Origin of the sequence: Bacillus cereus group sp. BfR-BA-01492 (genome assembly GCF_022662815.1) — a bacterium.
In the GTDB taxonomy this organism is placed as follows: Bacteria; Bacillota; Bacilli; order Bacillales; family Bacillaceae_G; genus Bacillus_A; species Bacillus_A cereus_BD.
Map to the genome: position 1 here is coordinate 26,498 of NZ_JAKUEH010000015.1, position 18,106 is coordinate 44,603.

Consider the following 18,106-nt stretch of genomic DNA (forward strand, 5'->3'; position numbering starts at 1 on the left):
AATCATTCTATTCACCTTTTGAAAAGTTCATTTGCATTTCGTTAATCGGCCAATAGCGTAAATCGACTTTTCCAACAACCGCATCTGCTTTTATAAAGCCAAAATGTCTGCTATCCCAGCTCCCAAGACGGTTATCGCCAAGCACAAAAATATACCCTTGTGGCACAACCTTTTTTTTCGTTAACTCTTCCAACTTAAAATCTCCTGTCAACTGGCGTCCTTTCACTTGTTCCTTATATGTTTCTAAATACGGTTCATTAACAAATTGACCATTAATATATAATTGATCCTGCTTATATTCAATATGATCTCCGGGTAAACCAATGATTCGTTTTACATAGTCCTCTTTTTTATTCGCATGGAACACAACAACATCAAATCGATGTAACTCTCCAACTTGATAACTCACTTTATTCACAACAAGCATATTACCATCTTGAAGCGTTGGCATCATCGACTTTCCCTCTACAACATAAGTCGAGAAGAAAAACGTTCGAAAAAAAAGAGCTAGCAGTATCCCGATAAGGATCGTTCTCATCCACTCTACGCTTTCTTTTTTCAAAGTTTGCTTCATCAGCCTCTCCCCTCACCCTTTTCTACAATGACGCTGTATATACAGTGCGGACTTCTCTTCTCAATGCAGTTCTAATTTCACTTCAATTTTCTTACCAACATACCAAAGAATAAAAATAACCCCTATCACAATAATTGTTTTTATAGGATTATGAATAAAAGAAGTTAAATCATGACCGATATAGCTTAACATGAAAATCATAACAAGTTTTCCAAGTATTAAAGCTAATCCAAACTGCCTTACACTAATGCGCGATAATCCCGCGACTACATTAATCAATGCAGATGGCGTAAATGGAAAACAATACAATACAAAAATAGGTGCGAATCCTTTTCGTTCAATCCATCCCATTGCACTTCGCACTTTCGGATGTTTATTGATATAAGAAAAAAAGCGACTTCGCCCAAACTTACGAATGACAAGAAAAACAAGAAATGCACCTAGCACCGAACCGAGCCAAGAATAGAAAAATCCAAGCCATAGACCAAAAGCAACCGCATTTGCCATAACAAATACGATCAGTGGAAGTACAGGAATAAGTGCTTCTGCCATCGGCAAGCCAATGCCAAGGAGCGGACCAAACGCCCGGTAACTCTCGACAAGTTGGTCCATATTTTCTGCTGAAAAGTATTCTTTGATTGTTTGAAAATCCATTCTACAATTTACCCCTTTATTATATTCACTATCCCTACTTTATCATTGCTTCGTATAAAGAGGAAATGGTAGATATGACATATGGAGATGTATGTATTAAAGTTCCATACGATGATGTAAAACTCCTTCACGATTGTCATATGATTATCTATTATGATTTGACAGGATGTTACACCTTTCACGTTTCCATGTAACAAAAAGAAACCAGGTACTTCATCATATCTGGTTTCTTTTCATTTTATTATATGAACATCTTACCTGATCTATTAGTCATTCTCCTTCTATATCTTCTTCCTTTACAAGGTAGACTTTTTCATACGCTGGTCTTAACGTTGATATCGCTTCTTTTGCAACTGGCTTAAACTGCAAGTTTCCTTGTTTATCTTTCCGATCTTCATATTCTGTTCTCAGCTTTGCTGTACGGTTTTGTTGATTCTCAAAACTACTCTTTGACATCTCTAATTTCACTGCAAACCCATTAATAAATCGAATAATAAGATTGCCGTCTGTTAACTCTTTATTGCTTGCAATATGAAAATGAGAGAGCCATGCACATTCCTTTCTTGAATAGGAATAGGTGGGAAAGAAATAGAGTTGATCTGTGGGACTGATTGCGATGGGAGCTTTATGAGTAATACGTGTTAACTCTTTTGTCCCTTCTTTCCTCCCTAAAAAACTTGATCCATGCTTACGACAGCTTCGTTCTACAATATCAAGCGGCTTTTGGAACATGAAAAAAGAGTCTTCCACTTCAATTACTCTCGTTATTACACTTTTTTCCCCTAAAATAACGGGCAGTAAAGCCATCGTTTTTTTATTTACTATATAGTTTTCAACATAGCGCTCAGCTCTACCATCCATGGTGTGTTCACTCCTTCTATAAATTTCATTTATATTAGCAGCTGCACAAATAATTGTATCATGTCCCTTGCGAAATAATTAAAATTTTCAATTATTTTACATTCTTTTATCAAACTTTAAAATGATATTATTTCTTTCCATAAAAATACCCAGTGTTAAAAATGGATATCGTTCGTTCAAATAGAGATATGATTTCAAATTAAAATCGATTTTCCATGCTTGAAAAAGGAATCATTACACCATATATATATCGTTAAAAATGTATAACAAAAAAGATGGCCAAAGCCATCCTTTTTATCACACACTATAAAATTATAGTTTTACAACGTTTTTCGCTTGAGGTCCACGGTTACCATCTTCGATTTCGAAGCTAACTTTTTCGCCTTCTTCTAAAGATTTGAAACCTTCAGTTGTAATTGCAGAGAAATGTACGAATACATCGCTTCCACCTGGAACTTCGATGAAGCCAAATCCTTTTTCATTGTTAAACCATTTTACTTGTCCTGTTACTGTCATTCTTATTTCCTCCTAAGAAAATACATTTTTTTAGTTTTTCATGTAAAAAAAGAATCCACACATTATCAAATACGAAACATAAAACAGTTCTCACATACTTTTTCTCGTTCGTTTTCAGCACTTGATAATATATGGATTGCTTAATTTAATTATTCAACTGAGATTAGTATAACATAATAAAAATAAGATGTACACTTTTTTTCAAAAATAAATCTTCCAATTTTTTGTATGCCCTATAAAATAGCGTTACATGTAAGAATTTTATGCCCCCAAAAACAAAACAGATATACAAAAAGGATCTTTTCAATAGAAAACAGGTGCCTAGTATCGACACCTGTCCCTTCACTTATTTTGTAAACTGCGCCTCTTCCGTAGAACCTTTCAGCGCCGTTGTCGAAGATGTACCACCTGTAATCACTTGCGCGACTTCATCAAAGTAACCTGTTCCTACTTCGCGCTGATGACGCGTTGCGGAGTAGCCGTATTGTTCAGCAGCAAATTCTGCTTGTTGCAATTCAGAGTATGCTGCCATGCCGCGCTCTTTATAACCGCGTGCTAATTCAAACATGCCGTAGTTTAAAGAATGGAATCCAGCGAGCGTTACGAATTGAAATTTGTAACCGTATGATGCGATTTCTTTTTGGAAGTTGGCAATTGTTTTTTCATCTAATTTTTGTTTCCAGTTAAAGGATGGCGAACAGTTATACGCTAGTAATTTCCCTGGATATTTCTCATGAATTGCTTCAGCAAAGCGCTTTGCATCTTCTACATTTGGTTCAGATGTTTCACACCAAACAAGGTCTGCATATGGTGCATATGCTAAGCCGCGCGCAATTGCTTGGTCAAGCCCCGCTTTTGTACGGTAAAAACCTTCTGGCGTTCTTTCTCCTGTAATAAACTTTTGATCGACCGGATCGATATCACTCGTAATTAAATCTGCTGCATCCGCATCTGTTCTTGCAACAATGATTGTCGGTACGCTCATTACATCTGCCGCTAGCCGTGCTGAAATTAAATTGCGCACGGCTGTTTGTGTTGGTAATAATACCTTTCCGCCTAAATGTCCGCATTTCTTTTCCGAAGATAATTGATCTTCGAAGTGAACACCTGCTGCTCCTGCTTCAATCATGCCTTTCATTAATTCAAATACATTTAATTGTCCGCCAAATCCAGCCTCCGCATCAGCAACAATCGGCACGAAGTAGTCGATATTCCCGCTCTCTTCCATATGCTGAATTTGATCTGCGCGCTGAAGCGTTTGATTCATCCGTTTGACAACAGCTGGTACACTGTTCGCCGGATATAAACTTTGATCCGGATACATATGACCAGATAAATTCGCATCCGCTGCCACTTGCCAACCACTTAAGTAAATTGCTTTTAACCCCGCTTTTACTTGTTGCATCGCTTGGTTACCTGTTAACGCTCCCAGCGCATGAATGTAATCTTCTGTATGAAGCATGTTCCAAAGTTTCTCCGCACCACGGCGCGCCAATGTATGTTCAATATCAATTGACCCGCGAAGACGAATGACATCTTCAGCAGAATAAGGACGCGTAATCCCCTTCCAGCGTGCATCTAACTCCCAATTCTCTTGCAACTTCTGAATTCTTTCGTTTTTCATTTCTTCCATCCCCTTTTCTTTTATAAAATTTCATAGCCAGGTAATGTTAAAAATGGTTCAAACTCATCTTTACGCACTAAATCAGTAAATAACTTTGTCGCTTCTACAAATCTACCTTTCTCAAATGATTCTTTCCCAATCTCCTTCTCTATTTTTGCTAGTTCTTCCGCCTTCAGTTGTTCTACTAAAGCAAACGTAACGTTACGACCGTCATTCAGTTTCCCCTCCTCATGACGAATCCACTGCCACACTTGCGCTCTTGATATTTCCGCTGTCGCCGCATCTTCCATTAAGTTATAAATAGGCGCTGCCCCGCGTCCACTTAGCCATGACGCAATATATTGAATGCCGACACTAATATTCATACGCAGTCCTTCTTCTGTAATCGTTCCCATAGGTACTTCTAATAAATCTTTTTCTGTTACATGCAGTTCTTCCCGTTTTCTAAATATTTGATTTGGTGTTTTCATAATGTAATCGAATACTTCCTTCGCAACCGGTACGAGTCCTGGGTGAGCAACCCAAGTTCCATCATGCCCATCTAAAGCTTCGCGCTCTTTATCGGCCCGCACTTTTTCAAAGGCAGTCTCATTTGCTTCTGGATTATTTTTAATTGGAATTTGTGCTGCCATGCCCCCCATCGCTGGTGCATTTCGGTGATGACACGTTTGAATGACTTTCAAAGAATACGCGCGCATAAACGGTACTGTCATCGTAACTTGCGCTCTGTCTGGAAGCAAAAATGCTTTATGATTGCGGAAACATTTTAAAAAGCTAAAGATATAATCCCATCGCCCACAATTTAATCCAGCGGAGTGATCGCGTAATTCATATAAAATTTCGTCCATTTCAAATGCAGCATGGATCGTCTCAAGCAGTGCCGTCGCTTTAATTGTGCCATTTGGAATACCGATATACTTCTGCGCAAATACAAATACATCATTCCATAAACGAGCTTCTAAATAACTCTCCATCTTTGGTAAGTAAAAATATGGACCACTTCCTTTTTCAATTAAAGTTTTCGCATTATGGAAAAAGTACAGCCCAAAGTCTACAAGACTTCCAGACATACGTTTCCCGTCAACTTGCATATGTTTTTCTTCTAAATGCCAACCGCGCGGACGTACAATAAGTACAGCTGTTTGATCGCCAAGGCGGTATTCTTTCCCGCTTGGGCTCTTATATGAAATCGTTCCTTTAGCCGCATCTCTTAAGTTTATTTGACCTTCTATTATGTTTTTCCATGTTGGTGAGCTCGAGTCTTCAAAATCTGCCATAAAAAGATGTGCTCCAGAGTTTAAAGCATTAATAATCATCTTTCGATCTACTGGTCCCGTAATCTCTACGCGTCGATCTTCTAAATCGCGCGGAAGCGGCGCAATTGTCCAATCGCTCGCACGTATATGTGCTGTTTCTGGTAAAAATTTCGGAAACTCTCCCGCATCGATTCTTTTCTGTTTTTCTTCTCGTTTTTTCAATAACTGAATACGGCGTTCATTGAAATTCTCATGCAACTCTTTCAAAAAAGTAAGCGCTTCCGGTGTCAAAATTTCGTTGTACGATGGTAATAATTCTCCAGCGAGTGTCACTCGTGAAGTTTGCGTTGACATATTAGCATCCCCTTTTTTAAAAACTGTTTTATAACAGTTTTGTTTTTATGTTTTATATTATATAACAAATTTTCAGAAAAGGAAGTGATTTTTTTGAAAATTTAAATGTTTTTTATGGTGAAATTTGTCGTTCGGTCGATATGATAAAAAGAAAAAAACCTGCATCCAAAAGGTTTTTTGTACACCCTTTTGGCACAGGTTCTTTTCTCTCCATTCCTTATTTATTATTCAGCATGTTCATTAATAATTGCATTATATAAAAATTGAGCATACTGCTCACGCGTTACCTTCATCTCTGGAGCAAATTTCCCTTGTCCAATTCCTGCTGCAATCTGATTGGATTGTACAGCACTAATTGCGTCTTTTGCCCATGAATTTGCTGGAACATCGTTGAAACTATGCGGAGCTTTCACCTCTAAATCAAAAGCAGTCGCAATAACTTGGGCCATTTCTGCACGTGTTAGCGTATCTTTCGGTCTAAAATTCCCTTGCTCATCCCCTTGGAAAATGCCCATTTCCGTTAAAGCTAAAATTTCTTTCAAGAATAATGTTGATCCATACTCATCAAGATCACCGTATGGATTTTCATATTCCCCTTGCTCTTCCATACCTTCCATACTACGATAAATTAATGCCGCGACTTGTTCACGTGTTACATGATCCCCTAGTCCAAAAATACCATGACCATATCCCGCAATAATTCCCGCGTTTCCTAAATCATAGATTGCATCAAAAGCCCAATGATCTTGTGGTACATCATGAAATACAACCGGCGTACTTTCAGCTTTTACAGTCAAACTCTCTGCACTAAATAAAGCGCTTCCCATGATCGTTAATGATGCGACTACTTTCAAAAATTTCTTATTCACTACAGTCTCTCCTCTATGTGTATATGTATTTTGTTTTAATATAAATAATTGATACAGGAGAGACAAGGCACAAATTCGCCATCTTCGTGACAAATTTATGAACTATATTACATATAATTTTTTATTTATCAACTTGATAATCAATCTAATACAATATCATGATTTAAAGTAAAAATACTTTTATATCAAGGGTTCTTTACTATATTTCTTTCTATCATTTTTAATATCTATAATTTTATTTATTACATTATAGATAATAAATACATACAACAAAAAGTGCAATTAAAAAATCATTGCACTTTTTCCTAATCATGCAAAAGTTCATTATGCATCTACTTCATCTTTTATATGATAACGAATAATAGCTTGATTTAAAAACTTCGCATATTGTTCACGTGTTACAAATGCGTTTGGTTCGAATTTTCCATTTCCAGTTCCAATTACAACTTTGTTTGATTGTAAAGCACTTATTGCATCTTTTGCCCAATGATTATCGGGCACATCGTGAAACGTATGTTGACGCTTTACTTCAAATTCGAATGTTCTTGTAAGAATCTGTGCCATTTCCGCACGTGTTAACGGTGCTGTCGGTCTAAAGTTTCCATTTTCATTCCCCTTAAAAATACCGCGCTCTGTCAAGGCTAAAATCTCTTTTGGAAACATTGTAGATCGTTCGGAAATATCATGATAGGGGTTTTTTAACGGTCCTTTATGTTCAAGTTGAAGTGTACGATATATAACTGCTGCCACTTGTTCACGTGTTACATAATCTCCTACACCAAATTTACCATTTCCATATCCTTCAAGAAATTTATGATAAACTAAATCCATAATATCATCATATGCCCAATGCCCTACTGGAACATCCGCAAACACGATCATCTCAGGGTACTCTTCCGCTCTAATTGGAGCCGTACCGGCACTTATCAATAACCCACCAACAATAGCTGCTGTAGTCATCACACGGCATACTTTTTTCTTCATTTTCCTCTCTCCTTTATCTCTATTGATACACAATAAGAAAAGAATAGATTGCATTCGATTATTCATAACTACATATGCTTCATTGACAAATCATATGAACAGATCAAACATGCTTTAATATCCATTATTGCGGATTTTACGATTATAAGAGGGGCAATTCATATTAAAAATGTAAATCGGGTACAAATTGTTTTGAAGAATCGTCATCCTTGCTTTTTTACTTCTATTTTTATTCCTCCTTCTTTTTAAAAAGGACTAATGAAACCTCTTACAAGGATGTTATATAATATATATTCTACACCATTTCATCCCTATCCTTCTCTTATGAAAAGTTCATGATATAGACAAAAAACGCAAAATTATACGATATCGATCAAACGACAAATCCCGCACTTTACCGCTATGAAAAAATAAAAAAGCTCGTCCGAAACTTATACGTTTTAGACAGGCTTCTTTCTATTTCTAACTTTTTATCACTTTGAATACGCATGTTCTTCCTCAAGCACTGTTTCTACTTCTGATTTTCGAAACGTAAATGCCATTCCAGCAAAAATAAAAATAATCCCAATTACTTGCAGCATTGTTGGTCTAAACCCTGTAAATACCGTATCTAATAAAATTGCCACACCAGGATCTAAAAATACTAATACAGAAATGAGTCTTGTTGGCAAGTCTCTTAAACTATCAAAAAACAGATAATATACAAACCCTGTATGTATAAGGCCTGTTGCTGTTATATACAACCAATTCTTTTCTGTCAGTCCTTGAAATGCATGAAAATCGACAAATGGTAACAAAAGAAAGATTCCTAAAAAGGTTTGCAGAAATGTCATTGCGTATGCACTCGTCTGTGAAATTCCCTTTCCTAAAAGGGTTGTAAATGCGTAAAATAAAGCTGCTAGAAGAGCCCAGACCATTCCGGATGACATGAGTTTCTCCATCGAAATACTCCCGTCTACTCCCGCAACAAATACAGTTCCAACAAAACACATAACAATGGAAATAATCGCGAATATCGTTAATTTCTCCTTAAATACGAAACTTCCAATTATTAATACAATAATGGGAGCAAGATGATATACAGAGATAGCGATTGTAATCGACATAACCTCAAACGCTTTAAATAAGAACACCCAGTTAAAAACGAGAAATATACCACACGCTAATATTTGCATTATTTCTTTCCGATTCCATTTCTCCTCTTTATACTGCCCTGTGACAATCCAACATAAAGTTAAAAACACTGTCGCACAAATACAACGTATAAATACTAATTCAAAAGATGGTAAGTTCGTTTGAACGGAAAAAAATCCAATTGATCCAAAAATAGACATGGATACTATCATTTTTAGTGCTGGCATTGATGATTGCATTTTTACTTTATACTTTGAAAACAAAAGATATCCCCCCTAACCATTCCTTCTTCCGAGAGAATAAACGGAATATTTTTAAAATTATATCTTATAAATTATCATTTGTAAAAATATAGAATAAAAGACATATTAAGAATACTTAACATGTCTTTATAAATATTATTCTACTAACGAGCGTTTTACCTTATTTTTGTAAGGTAAATTGAGAAACAATTTTCTTCAATCCACCTGCTATCATATGGAGTTGCTCAATTGCAGTAGAAATAGTTTGGACTGATTCTTCCTGCTTTAGGATAGATTGTTTTACTGTATCGGTACGGTCAGATGATCTTTGGGCAATGTGAGCCATTTCTTCTGCTGAAGCAGAAATTTCTTCACTACTTGCAGCCATTTCATCCGTAGATCTAGAGGCACTTTCAATTTGAAGCGATGCTTGTTGAACTTTTTCTGTAATCTTTCCAAATACTTCTTCTGTACGCATCGCTACTTTTGTACCTTGCTGAACATCCTCTTCTACTTTCCCCATCATCTCAACTGTATGATTCGTTACTTCCATAACTTGGACAACAAGTTGTTCAATTTGTTTTGCCGATTCACTAGACTGCTCCGCTAACTGTCTTACTTCATCAGCAACAACCGCAAAACCTCTACCACTTTCTCCAGCACGTGCAGCCTCAATCGCCGCATTTAATGCTAATAAATTAATCTGTGAGGCAATCTCTTGTATCACATCAATAATTTTTACAATTTCTTCCGATTGGACTTTCATATTTCCTACTTGTTTCACACCTTGCTGGACAGAACCATATATTGTATCCATTTGTTGAATCATCTGCTTCATAAATTGATTTCCTCTATCCGCTTCTAATGCAGATTGAGAAGATAATTCATTTACAGATGAAGAGATATCCACGATTCCTTGTATCTCTTGTGTCAATTCTTCCATTGCACACGCAGTTTGTTCTGTCGCTTTCTTTTGACTCTCCGCACCACTTGCCACTTCTTCAATATCTACTATAATTTGTTTAGCGGCTTGATGCGACGTTTCTGATGCAGAAACAACTGAATGAGAGTGCTGCGATAATAGTTGAATGTTCTTTTCAACTTCCTTCATATTCTCTCTTAAACCATCAATCATCCCATTAAAATCATTAACTAATATACCTAATTCATCTTTCGCTTTATAATCTCCATATACCGTTAAATCGCCTTCTTTTACTCTTCCCATCATAGTACTTACAGTTTGTAAAGGCGTGACGATTAACCTACTAATGATATAACTTAATATACAGATTAAAATTGTACTAGCAGTTACAGTCACTATAAAACTTGTAATAGATTGTTCCACCATATTTTGAGAATCATCGAATACTTTATCTGCTAAATCTGCAACATATTTTTCTAAATCACCTGTATAACGAGCCAGCTCAACACCTTTTGGTTTGAGTTCTTCTCGAAACTCATTTATATGTTGTGGATCATGTATCAGCTTTTCTTTTCCAAACAAACTTTCATATGTATTCTTATAATCTGGTACAACCTTTTTCATCTTTTGAAACAGTTCATCTTCTTGCTTACTTAAATTAAAGCCATCATCATATTCTTTCAATAAAGAATCATATTTCTTCAGGTCATCTTCAATATCTTTGACAATCTCTTTCCTCTCTTCACTTTGAGTTTGTGAAATCGTCATTAATGTTAATAAATTATATTCTAATGAATTTTGTGTGCGAAGCATACTTTCCAACAAGACATTAGAATATTGATAATCATCTACAACAATTTTTGTGTTCTGTTTCATCTGATTCATCGAGTTCATTGCTACGCAACTCATCACAATGAAACCGAGAACAGCTAATGAAATGAGTAAAAATAACTTATATTTTACTTTCAAATTTCGTAAAAAACGCATAAATACAACTTTACTCCTCTATATATGGATTTTTAAAATTTTATAGCTTATTATTGAAAAAATCAGCGAAAAAATCAATGAAAAATTTTACCAAAAATTATTTACTAAAAATAAAGAAGTAGCATAACCGCCACTTCTTTATTTTTTCTGCTTCTCATATTCTTCAAATGTGTGAATTCTTTCAAAAATAGGTGGGTGTGTATATAAGAAAAATTTTACTAAAGCAGGTGGATTTACTTGACTAAGGCTTGTTTTGGATAAATATTGGAATGTTTTTACTCCTGCTTTACCATCTTTCGTCATATGTAATGCATATTGATCAGCCGCACGTTCTTCAATGCGAGATACATAATTTGTCGCCGGACTTGCGGCAAAAGATAATACAGAGGAAATTAAGAAAAATAAAGGGAGAATGGACAAGCAGGCAAGCTTTGAAATTCGCAATGTATCTCCCCATTTTCGCAAGCAAAGATTTAAAATGCGGCTGATAAGGTACATGCCGATAAATGTTAAAACAATATAACTGGCTACGCCCCAATATATATGTTTCATGACATAATGTCCTATTTCATGCGCCATAATAAACAAAATTTCTTTATCTTTTAACTGCTGAAGCGTCGTATCCCATAATACAATGCGTGAATTCTTTCCAATCCCTGTCACGTATGCATTTAATGCATTTGTTTTTTCTGACATATTCACTTCATATACATGTTCCGCAGGGATATGTGCTTGATCTGCAATTGCTAAAATTTTCGTTTCTAATTCTTTATTTTTTAAAGTTGAAAACTCATGATAAAGCGGATCAATTAAAACAGGCTGTACAAATGTTAAAAAGATTGTAAATGGTACAGATAATGCCCAACCTGCTAGCCACCAGCGCTTCGGGAATTTATTCATTAGCCATAATAAAACGGAAACGATCAGAAACATCATTACATAATTGATCCAAAAATCAAGAACATGATCTCGTATCCAGCTCGCTGTTGTTTGTGTTGAAATACCGTAATCAATAGATACTTGATGCCCGAACCATTGCAGTGGTAATGAAAGCGCCGTTGTAAGTAATGATAAATAAAATAAGTAAATCGCAATTTGTATAACTTTTACCTTCGTCGTTTCTTTTGACCATTTCTCAAATTTATTTGATACCCCTAAAACGAGAACAAACAATAAAATCATCCATTCAAGAGGCACAGATAAAAAAAACAGCAAATTTTTAACTCTTGAAAAATCTTGGCTTAATGCAAGTTCTTTCGCATTCATAAAGGTTGCTGGATCAGCGCTCGTTCCTTTATACATGTCTGGAATCATTTCATGGTTCCAACCAAATAAATACCAGTATATAAATAAGGCAAAACCAACGTACAAAAAAAGCGACCATCCAATAACTTTTCTCACCGTATTCCCTCCTCTATGCTGCCTGTCTATTATTATTGTAAGTTCGCTTCTCTCAAAATAGAACAAGCTAATCTAAGGAATTGTCATGTAATTTTCAATCCCTTCTCTATATCGGCGATTCGACACAAATAGAAACAAAGAGCCTACGCCAAAAGGTATCCTTTTGACATAGGCTCTTCCCACTACGGAATCATATCTACCAATAAACTAAAATTATGAAGGTTCATAGAACTACATTTCATAATTCCTTGCACAGTTAACAACAGAATAAGACCCGTTATACACATATAATTGACACAATCTGCACTCTTTTTTTCCGCTACCATTCCTCCGCAAATACATAATAATCCTAATAAATGAAGTGCCAAATAAACAAAAAAGTACGTTTCATTCCAATGAAAACTCACATTTATGGTCGTAATTACAATCAAACTTATCATAATGACATAGAAAAATTTATTTGATTGCATTGTTTCATTCATATAAATATATACATTCCTTTCTATATAGTATCATTCCTTCATAATCGCACTATCCGCGGTTTAGCATGACAAAATAAATCATTGCTTTAAAAAAATAAAAGAATATGAAAGCGGTCACTATATATTCAAACATTTTTTTAAAAATTACTCGATTTCCACTATCCCTACTATCATACTTTAGAAGAATTCGTTTTACGATTTCTTCTAAAACAAGCCCAACTACAATTATGATTCCTACAAGAATAAGCAGAAATATAGCGCTTTCTTTATGACTCGTACTTGAAAACAAATAAAATTCTGGAAACACAATCGGATCCATAACCGGACGAATAAACTGACAAACTTCTCTACTACATATGTCTGTTATAGATGTCGAATTTGTCATTTCTTTCAGAATCTTTCCTGTGAATTTTTTCATCCCTATAACTCTCCTAAACATAAAGCGCTAGAGTCTTTACATCTTATTTAAAGTTACAATTGGTAGTTCTTCATTCATATAACGACGGTTCATAAACAAAAAGAATAAAACGAAATTTAACCCAATGATAAAGATCATAAATCCTGTGAAAAAGTTCGTATAGTTGGAAAGATCGGCAAAACTTATCGCCTCTTCTTTACTCATAAATTTAGAACCAATCAGTACAACTCCATTATTTAGCATATGAATACTAATCGGCATGAGTAGGCTTTTCGAGCGAATATATACAATAGATAGGACGATGCTAAATACGGTAGCACCGAGAAAATCAATATGCACGCAACCAAACAGAATGGCAACTGCAATCATGCCTTTTCCCGTTCCCCACTTTGCTGCAAAACGCTGAAAAAGAAATCCTCTAAATACAAATTCACCTATAATAGGCGCAATAAATACAACCGTTATAAATTGATATACATATCCACCGGTCTCTTCTATAATTGGCTGATGTAATGCAGTCATAATAAAATCCGGCGTAATCCATGTGAAACTATACATATACAAAATCAAATATCCATAGCTAAAGAGGCAAAGCATAACGGTAATCCATACAACTTGCAATACATGAAATGTCTCTTGCCTATTAATAAATGCTCTTAAAGGAATATCTTTTCTCCTATATTCATACATGAGCCAAATCACTGGGAGTATATAAAATATTAGTAGATTTATAATAGAAGAATTTTGTATATGAAGGGTATGTTCGAGCAATTGTTTACTGCTGCGCTCGAGCCAAATTAGTAGTGTAAATACAATCAAAAAATATCTTGCTCGCATCGAATAAAACGGATTCACACTCATCTCCTCCCCTATGTTTACTTTTATCATATCATCTAAATCTTATTTCTTAACTAAGAAAACCTTAAAATTTCCTTAAAAATCCCATAACTTTCAAGAAAATGTTATGATATTTTGTGAAAACTAGGAGGGATTTTACTTTGTACAATGCAAATATTTTACTTGTTGATGATGAATCAGCAATCTTACAACTATTAACTACAATTCTACAAAAAGAAGGGTTTTCTCATATTACAACCGCAAGTTCTGCTGAGGAAGCTTTATTACTCATTGAAAATCATTCATATGATTTAATGATTCTCGATGTGATGCTCCCTGGACAATCCGGCTTTGATATTTGTCCCATTATCCGTCAAAAAACAGATTGTCCCATCTTTTTTCTAACAGCAAAAACATCTGATCTCGATAAAGTATCTGGATTTTTATATGGAGCAGATGATTATATTACAAAACCGTTCAATCCGCTTGAAGTTGTTGCTCGGATTAAAGCACAGCTGCGCAGACATTTGAAATATACTCCAAAAACAATACAAACTTCCGATTTCTATTCATTTGGAAGATTTCAGGTCGATAAACATGCTGCTGAATTAAAAGTTGATGGCAGTATTGTAGAATGCTCCGCTCAGCTATTTCAGCTCTTACTCTTCTTTTGTGAACATCCGAATTACGTCTTTTCTAAAGAAGAAATATACGAAAAAGTTTGGGGCGCCCCAGCCTATAACGGAGATGATAATACCGTGATGGTCCATATTCGCAAGCTGCGGGAAAAAATCGAATTCAATCCAAGCAATCCACAGTATATAAAAACAGTTCGTGGACTTGGTTATAAATTCATTCCAGGAAGGTAATCGCGATGAATTTAAGTAAGAGATTAATTATCCAATTTATTCTACAACATATTTTTGTCTTATTCACTTTACTCATTGCTGTCGTAATTGCCTTCGGATATTTCGCTATTTTGATTAACTCGTCCTTATCGGAAACAAATGTATCAGAATTTGATAATTCAACAATTTCCAGTTACGTTTCTTTCGAAAACGGTCATATTACATTGAATGCTAAAGTAAAAGAAACGCTTCAAAAAAAGGATGATTGGCTTCAAATTGTAGATGAAAACGGAAAGGTACTATATCACTATAATACACCGAAAGAGGTTCCTGATTCTTACACAAAAACATCGTTAGTTGCATATTTAAGACAACAAATACATAGCCCGTATAAATTCGCTTATTGGGATATTGAATTAGGAAAAAAGAAAGCAATTGTAATTTATGGTGAGCAACTTCCAAGCAATAAATTGTTGCAGAAACTACAAAAAGAGCACAATGCACCATTCACAGCAAATTTTTCTTTAACTGATTCTGAAAAAGAACAACTTTCTGCTGCAAATGCTGTATTACAAATTTTCAATGCAGATGGGGAAGAAATTTTTTCTTATCCAGAAAACCAAGGCAAGCCTCTTTCTGCCATTCAAGCCGTACTTTCTGAAAAAGAGCCTTGGAATCATCAAGAAAATATTTCAACTCTTTATAATCCGGAAGACAAAACTTTATTTACAATCACAACTAAAAATACTCATTATAACCCATCTGAAATGGATGAGGATGTAATCGCGAAAAAATTCCTTACCTTTTTCTGTGTTGTTTTTCTTGTAACATTTGTCTATTTAGTCATTATTTCTATTTGGTACGGTAGAAAATTTGGAAAACCGCTGTTACATACAATGCGTTGGCTCAAAAATATAGCGAGCGGAATATATGAAGAACCTGTTAGTAAAAAAGGAAAACCGATTCGCTTTCGGCGCTCTGGTAAAGAAAAATGGTCATTCCGTTTATTTAAAGATGTAACAAAGACGTTAGAACATCTTTCAATTACACTCAAAAAAAACGAAGCGATGCGACAAGTACTTCAACAAACACGCGAAGAATGGATTACCGGACTCACCCATGATTTAAAAACACCCCTTAGTTCGATTTACGGTTACTCTCTTTTATTAGAATCTAACCAGTATCAATGGACTGATAAAGATATTCAAGAGTTCGGTCACATCATAAAAGAAAAATCACAATATATGACTACATTAATCGATGATTTAAGCTTAACATACCAATTAAAAAACAATGCGCTTCCTTCTCAACATTCACATGTTGAAATTAATCAATTTGTTCAAAAGATTTTATTACAATTTATTAATAACCCTACGCTTCAAAATCAAAATATTGAATTTGTTCCAAGTTCCCATAAAATCTATTATTCGATTGAGGAAAAATGGTTCCAGCGCATCATTGAAAACTTATTAGCAAATGCCGTAAAACATAACAATGAAACGACCAAAACCCTCGTCAAACTGGCAAAAAATAAAGATTCTTTCACTCTTTCTATTACAGATAACGGAAAGGGAATGGATGAAAAAACAAAAGAACTATTATTTGAACGGTATTACCGCGGAACAAATACAGAAGAAAATATTGCAGGAACAGGACTTGGTCTCGCTATTACAAAGCAACTTGTCCTCGCTCATAACGGTACGATTTCAATTGAAAGTGAACTTGGGAAAGGAACATCTATTACTATCATATTTCCATTTCCGAATCAAAAAAGAACGTCTTAACCAAAATTGTAGTTGCGTGTTCTGTATAAAAAGAGCGAATCATCATTGATTCGCCCTTTTTCTTCCTATTTCTGTTTCACTGGTATCCAAATCTCAATTTGAACGAGCTCATTTTTATCTGCATGGCAGCGCTCATCATATAATTCAAACTCTACACTTCCACAATGTTCATATCCAGAATGCGGGAACCATTCTGTGAAAACTGCGTTCCATGTTTGATGGATAGACGGGACCATCTCTTCATGCGGTACTTTCGGCGTTGTAAATACAGCATACGTTGCTTCTGGGAATGTTCGTTTTAGAAGTTCATTTGGTACACCTTCAAAACTTGTTACTTCCATCCCGATTATATAAGTGAAATCCCCTGTTTCTAAATTGAAATCTGTACACATACCAAGCTCTACACACTGACTTATATCCTTGCGGTTTGGAATATTTGCCCCAAGATTCTTCTTAATATAAGTTTGCCAAAACGCTGGGATATCTCGATGATTCTTTCCCTCTTTATTCGTTGTCTTACATTCATATCCAACAACTGAAAACGCCGGCTTATTCACAATACGATATTCCATTTGTATTCCCCCTAAATACGGATTTAATTTTCTCTGTCTCACATTCACTTTGTTGTACATCGGTGTTTGAATGTTTTGTTTTCGATATTGACTTGGTGTCATTTGAAATAATTTTTTAAAGGCTCTTGTGAACGTTTCATGAGATTGAAAGCCATGCTCTAATGCAATATCAAGAATTCTTTCATTCGTATGAGAAAGCTGATAAGCTGCCCGGGCAAGCCTTCTCTTCCGAACATACTCCATCACTGGATCACCAACTAACGCCTGAAATACACGATGAAAATGCGAATCAGAAAAACCAGCAATACGAGCTAAATTGCATAATGTTTGTTTTTCCATAACATCTTTTTCAATATAATCAATAGCTTTTTGAATTTGTGTTTCATAGCTTTCCATCTCTGTTCACCCGCCTTCTATGTATTATGATAAAGAAAAGCTCTATTTTTTTCTTGACGTTTTTTACTTTATTTCACAAAACAATTCCATGATTCATCTAGTAAAGAAACAAGATGGAAAACCGACTTGCTATATTGTCGCTACGAAGAAGTGTTAAATTTATTCTTATGCCTAAATGATGACATAAAATCCATACATATAGTACTCATCAATTTATAGTACCGATAATAATACAGTACCTTGAAATATATAGTAGTTAATGGTATATTTGGAAGTAATTAGATAAATGATTCCAGGAACATATCATTTTAAAAAAGAGAGAGGGACGACTCGCTTTCGCAACGGAATGTTCTCTCCACTTATTTATTCTTACGAAGAAACAGATTGAATT

Annotated in this window: 17 protein-coding genes; 2 read left to right on the forward strand and 15 right to left on the reverse strand. The window is 35.1% G+C overall.

Annotation, left to right across the window (positions count from 1 at the left end):
* Nucleotides 1–7: 7 nt before the first annotated feature.
* From lepB to MR063_RS16935, 14 genes are all read right to left on the reverse strand, one after another.
* Nucleotides 8–574 carry a signal peptidase I gene (gene lepB, locus MR063_RS16870; RefSeq protein WP_242199982.1) on the reverse strand — a complete coding sequence of 189 codons (567 nt, stop codon included), beginning with the start codon at nt 572–574 and terminating at the stop codon, nt 8–10.
* Between the two features lie 60 nt (nt 575–634).
* A complete protein-coding gene (locus tag MR063_RS16875) occupies nt 635–1,228 on the reverse strand; it encodes a TVP38/TMEM64 family protein (RefSeq protein WP_242199985.1) in 594 nt (197 codons plus the stop codon).
* Nucleotides 1,229–1,498: 270 nt separating this feature from the next.
* A complete protein-coding gene (locus MR063_RS16880) occupies nt 1,499–2,089 on the reverse strand; it encodes a competence protein ComK (protein ID WP_242142208.1) in 591 nt (196 codons plus the stop codon).
* A gap of 312 nt (nt 2,090–2,401) precedes the next feature.
* Nucleotides 2,402–2,605, reverse strand: coding sequence for a cold-shock protein (locus tag MR063_RS16885; protein WP_242142206.1), 204 nt, complete (start codon nt 2,603–2,605; stop codon nt 2,402–2,404).
* A 346-nt stretch (nt 2,606–2,951) separates the two neighbouring features.
* On the reverse strand, nt 2,952–4,229 hold the full coding sequence (gene aceA / locus MR063_RS16890) for an isocitrate lyase (RefSeq protein WP_242199987.1): 1,278 nt from the start codon (nt 4,227–4,229) through the stop codon (nt 2,952–2,954).
* 20 nt (nt 4,230–4,249) lie between these two features.
* Entirely contained in the window at nt 4,250–5,839 is a 1,590-nt protein-coding gene (aceB, locus tag MR063_RS16895; RefSeq protein ID WP_242199991.1) for a malate synthase A, read from the reverse strand.
* 224 nt (nt 5,840–6,063) lie between these two features.
* Complete coding sequence (locus tag MR063_RS16900) at nt 6,064–6,708, reverse strand: S-layer homology domain-containing protein (protein ID WP_242200006.1); 645 nt, start codon at nt 6,706–6,708, stop codon at nt 6,064–6,066.
* A gap of 324 nt (nt 6,709–7,032) precedes the next feature.
* On the reverse strand, nt 7,033–7,692 hold the full coding sequence (locus MR063_RS16905; RefSeq protein WP_242200009.1) for an S-layer homology domain-containing protein: 660 nt from the start codon (nt 7,690–7,692) through the stop codon (nt 7,033–7,035).
* Nucleotides 7,693–8,165: 473 nt separating this feature from the next.
* Nucleotides 8,166–9,065 (reverse strand): DMT family transporter, encoded by a 900-nt coding sequence (locus MR063_RS16910; protein ID WP_242200143.1) that lies wholly within the window; start codon nt 9,063–9,065, stop codon nt 8,166–8,168.
* 184 nt (nt 9,066–9,249) lie between these two features.
* On the reverse strand, nt 9,250–10,977 hold the full coding sequence (locus tag MR063_RS16915; protein ID WP_242200010.1) for a methyl-accepting chemotaxis protein: 1,728 nt from the start codon (nt 10,975–10,977) through the stop codon (nt 9,250–9,252).
* A 138-nt stretch (nt 10,978–11,115) separates the two neighbouring features.
* Nucleotides 11,116–12,378, reverse strand: a complete 1,263-nt coding sequence (locus MR063_RS16920; RefSeq protein WP_242200013.1) for a M48 family metallopeptidase — start codon at nt 12,376–12,378, stop codon at nt 11,116–11,118.
* Between the two features lie 182 nt (nt 12,379–12,560).
* The gene (locus MR063_RS16925) at nt 12,561–12,860 is read right to left on the reverse strand and encodes a hypothetical protein (RefSeq protein WP_242200015.1); all 300 of its coding nucleotides are present in this window, start codon (nt 12,858–12,860) and stop codon (nt 12,561–12,563) included.
* A gap of 49 nt (nt 12,861–12,909) precedes the next feature.
* A complete protein-coding gene (locus MR063_RS16930; RefSeq protein ID WP_242200016.1) occupies nt 12,910–13,278 on the reverse strand; it encodes a hypothetical protein in 369 nt (122 codons plus the stop codon).
* A gap of 36 nt (nt 13,279–13,314) precedes the next feature.
* A complete protein-coding gene (locus MR063_RS16935; RefSeq protein WP_242200017.1) occupies nt 13,315–14,139 on the reverse strand; it encodes a CPBP family intramembrane glutamic endopeptidase in 825 nt (274 codons plus the stop codon).
* Between the two features lie 137 nt (nt 14,140–14,276).
* Between MR063_RS16935 and MR063_RS16940 the strand changes: the two genes are divergently transcribed.
* Nucleotides 14,277–14,984: a response regulator transcription factor gene (locus MR063_RS16940; protein ID WP_242200018.1), complete on the forward strand. Its 708-nt coding sequence runs from the start codon at nt 14,277–14,279 to the stop codon at nt 14,982–14,984.
* Between the two features lie 5 nt (nt 14,985–14,989).
* The gene (locus MR063_RS16945) at nt 14,990–16,747 is read left to right on the forward strand and encodes a sensor histidine kinase (protein WP_242200019.1); all 1,758 of its coding nucleotides are present in this window, start codon (nt 14,990–14,992) and stop codon (nt 16,745–16,747) included.
* A gap of 65 nt (nt 16,748–16,812) precedes the next feature.
* Here the strand turns inward: MR063_RS16945 and MR063_RS16950 are convergent, their stop codons facing one another.
* Nucleotides 16,813–17,715, reverse strand: coding sequence for an AraC family transcriptional regulator (locus MR063_RS16950; RefSeq protein WP_242200020.1), 903 nt, complete (start codon nt 17,713–17,715; stop codon nt 16,813–16,815).
* Between the last annotated feature and the right edge of the window lie 391 nt (nt 17,716–18,106).